The sequence below is a fragment of the Streptomyces sp. URMC 126 genome, from assembly GCF_051386555.1.
Lineage (GTDB): Bacteria > Actinomycetota > Actinomycetes > Streptomycetales > Streptomycetaceae > Streptomyces.
On record NZ_JBPQTX010000508.1, the window covers coordinates 1 to 3,072 of the forward strand.

The window sequence follows — 3,072 nt, forward strand, 5'->3', positions numbered from 1 at the left end:
GGCGTAGGTAGGGCGCCGGGGGGACGCGGGGGCCGGGCTGACGGGCCCGCGATGCCCGGCGAGGCTCCTCGACTCCGGCAGGCCCGGCCGTCTCCCGCCCTGCTGTCTCTCGCCCGTCCCAGCCGGGTCCGGCCCGGTCTGGTCCGGTCCGGCCCGGCCCGGAAATCGGGGCGATCGCCCGTGTCCGGTGTGCGGCCGGACCCGTCACCCGCTCACTCTCACCTCACCCCCGGAGCCCGCTTCCCCGGGAACCGCCCCTCACTCCCCCGCCCGCACAGGCGGCAGCACCGTCACCTCCAGATCCCCTTCCGCGTACTGCCGCCGCAGCGCCTTCTTGTCGAACTTCCCCACCGTCGTCTTCGGGACGGACGGAACCCGGACCCACCGTTCCGGCAGCTGCCAGCGCGCCACGCGCTCCCCGAGGAACGCGCGGAGCGCCTCGTGCCCCGCCGAGGAGCCGTCGCGCAGGACCACGGCGGCGAGCGGCCGTTCGCCCCATTTCTCGTCCGGGACCGCCACAACCGCCGCCTCGGCCACCTCGGGGTGGGCCATGAGGTGGTTCTCCAGCTCGACCGAGGAGATCCACTCGCCGCCCGACTTGATGACGTCCTTCACCCGGTCGGTGAGCGTCAGATAACCGTCGGGAGTGATCGTGCCGACGTCACCGGTGCGCAGCCAGCCGTCGGGGCTGAACTTGTCGTCCGGGCGGATCGGCTCACCGTCCGCGCCTCCGTGGTACGCCCCGGCGATGTAGGGCCCGCGGATCTCCAGTTCGCCGGCCGACGTGCCGTCCCACGGCAGGAATCCGCCGTCCGGCGCGGCCAGCCGTGCCTCGACCGAGACCGGGATGCGGCCCTGGGTGACGCGGTACGGCCACTCCTCCTCGGGCGTGAGACCGGCCGGCGGGTAGGCGATCGAGCCGAGGGGCGAGGTCTCCGTCATCCCCCACGCCTGTACCACCCGCAACCCGTGCCGCTCCTCGAACGCCTTCATCAGGGACGGCGGACAGGGCGCCCCGCCGCTGACCACGGCACCCAGTGACGAGGTGTCCCGCGGGCGGGCATCGAGTTCGGCCAGCAGGCCCTGCCATATGGTCGGCACCCCGGCGGTGAGGGTCGGCCGTTCGCGCTCGATCATCTCGGCGAGCGGCCCGGGCTGGAGGAAGCGGTCGGGCAGGAGCAGCGACGTACCCGACATGAAGGCGGCGTGCGGCAACCCCCAAGCGTTCACGTGAAACATCGGTACGACCGGCAGACAGGTCTCCCCCTGCTTCAGCCCGAACGCCGCGGCGGAGTTGATCTCCAGGGAGTGCAGGTAGAGCGAACGGTGGCTGTACACGACGCCCTTGGGGTCGCCCGTCGTCCCGGACGTGTAGCAGAGCGCGGCCGCCCGGCGTTCCTCCAGCTCCGGCCAGTCGTAGGCGTCGGCGGTCTGCGCGGCGAGCAGGTCCTCGTAGTCGTGGACGTCGGGGCGGCAGTCCGCCAGGACGGAGCGGTCGCCGGGGCCCGAGACGATCACGTGCTCCACGCAGTCGAGGTGCGGCAGCAGCGGTGCCAGCAGGGGCAGCAGCGAACCGTCGACGATCACCACGCGGTCCGCGGCGTGCCGGATGATCCACGCCAACTGCTCGGGAGGCAGCCGCAGGTTGAGCGTGTGCAGCACGGCGCCCATGGAGGGGATCGCGAAGTACGCCTCGACGTGCTCGGCGTTGTTCCACATCAGCGTCCCGACGACGTCGTCCTCGGCGACGCCCAGCCCCCGCAGCGCGTGGGCGAGCCGCATCGCCCGCGCCCCGGCCTCCGCGAAGCTCCGCCGGCGCGGCGTGCCGTCCCCCGTCCAGGTCGTGATCCGCGCCCTCCCGTGGATCACGGTCCCGTGCACCAGCATCCGAGTGACGGTCAGCGGTACGTCCTGCATCGTGCTCTGCACCAGGGGCCTCCCCATTTCGCACCTGCGACGACTCGTTGGGCCGTCACGCGAAGGTCGTCAGGTCGTTCCCGGGTGATTCTGGTGGCGTTTCCGGTGGTACGTCACTACCTCGGCAGTGCTTGATCTCTTGGCGGGTGGTGGCTCGGGCCGCCGGTACGGGGCCGGAGCGCAGCGCCCCGTCCGTGGCGCGGTCCGGCGTCCGGTCCGTACGCGGTCCGATGCCCGGGCCGTACGCTGCCTGTCCGGCACGCGGTCCCTCCCGCAGCCCGACGCCCGGGCCGTACGCCGCCCGACCGACACGCGGTCCCTCCCGCAGCCCGACGCCCGTCCCGCTCGGCCCGGCCCGCTCGGCCCGTTCCCGCGGCCGTCAGGCGGCCCGCGCCAGCTCCGGGTCCTCCCGCAGCTTGCCGAGGGCGCGCGAGACGGCGCTCTTGACCGTGCCGATCGAGACGCCGAGCAGTTCGGCGGTCTGCGCTTCGGTGAGGTCCTCGTAATACCTGAGGACGACCATGGCCCGCTGCCGGTCCGGCAGCCGGTGCACCGCGCGCCACATCGCGTCGCGCAGCGCCTGCGCCTCCGCCGGGTCCGCCGCGGGCGGCGCCTCGCGCTCGGGGAGCTCCTCGCAGGGGTACTCCTCGACCTTCCGCTTGCGCCACTGCGACGTGCGCGTGTTGACCAGCGCGCGCCGGACGTAACCGTCGAGCGCCCGGTGGTCCTCTATCCGCTCCCATGCCAGGTAGGTCTTGGTGAGCGCGGTCTGCAGCAGGTCCTCGGCGTCGCTGGGATTCGCGGTCAGCGAGCGGGCGGTGCGCTGCAGCACCGGACCGCGTGCCCGTACATACGACGAAAAGGACGGGTACACGGCAGTGGATGCACTGGGGCACACGGTCGTGGTCATGACTCAACGCTAGGAGCGCCCCTGTACCCGGCGGATCGGCCGCAAGTGCCGAAGGCCGCTCCCCCTCAGGTCGTACTGGTGGGGCTGCCCCCACCTCCTGGAGGGGTAGACGGCTTGCCGCGGTGCCGGTCCGGCCGACGGGGAGGGTGGCCGGGGAGGCGTCGGTGAGGCGGGGAGGGGTCAGGGCCGGCGCTTTGACCAGGGCCGGGACGGGACAGGACGGGGCTTGCCCACCTCGCCCCCTC

Annotated in this window: 2 protein-coding genes; both read right to left on the reverse strand. The window is 73.1% G+C overall.

Annotated elements, in window-relative coordinates; genetic code table 11:
• Window positions 1-258: 258 nt before the first annotated feature.
• On the reverse strand, window positions 259-1,929 hold the full coding sequence (locus tag ACSNOK_RS32055; protein WP_436784304.1) for a long-chain fatty acid--CoA ligase: 1,671 nt from the start codon (window positions 1,927-1,929) through the stop codon (window positions 259-261).
• A 367-nt stretch (window positions 1,930-2,296) separates the two neighbouring features.
• Window positions 2,297-2,827: a SigE family RNA polymerase sigma factor gene (locus tag ACSNOK_RS32060; RefSeq protein WP_436784305.1), complete on the reverse strand. Its 531-nt coding sequence runs from the start codon at window positions 2,825-2,827 to the stop codon at window positions 2,297-2,299.
• Window positions 2,828-3,072: the final 245 nt, after the last annotated feature.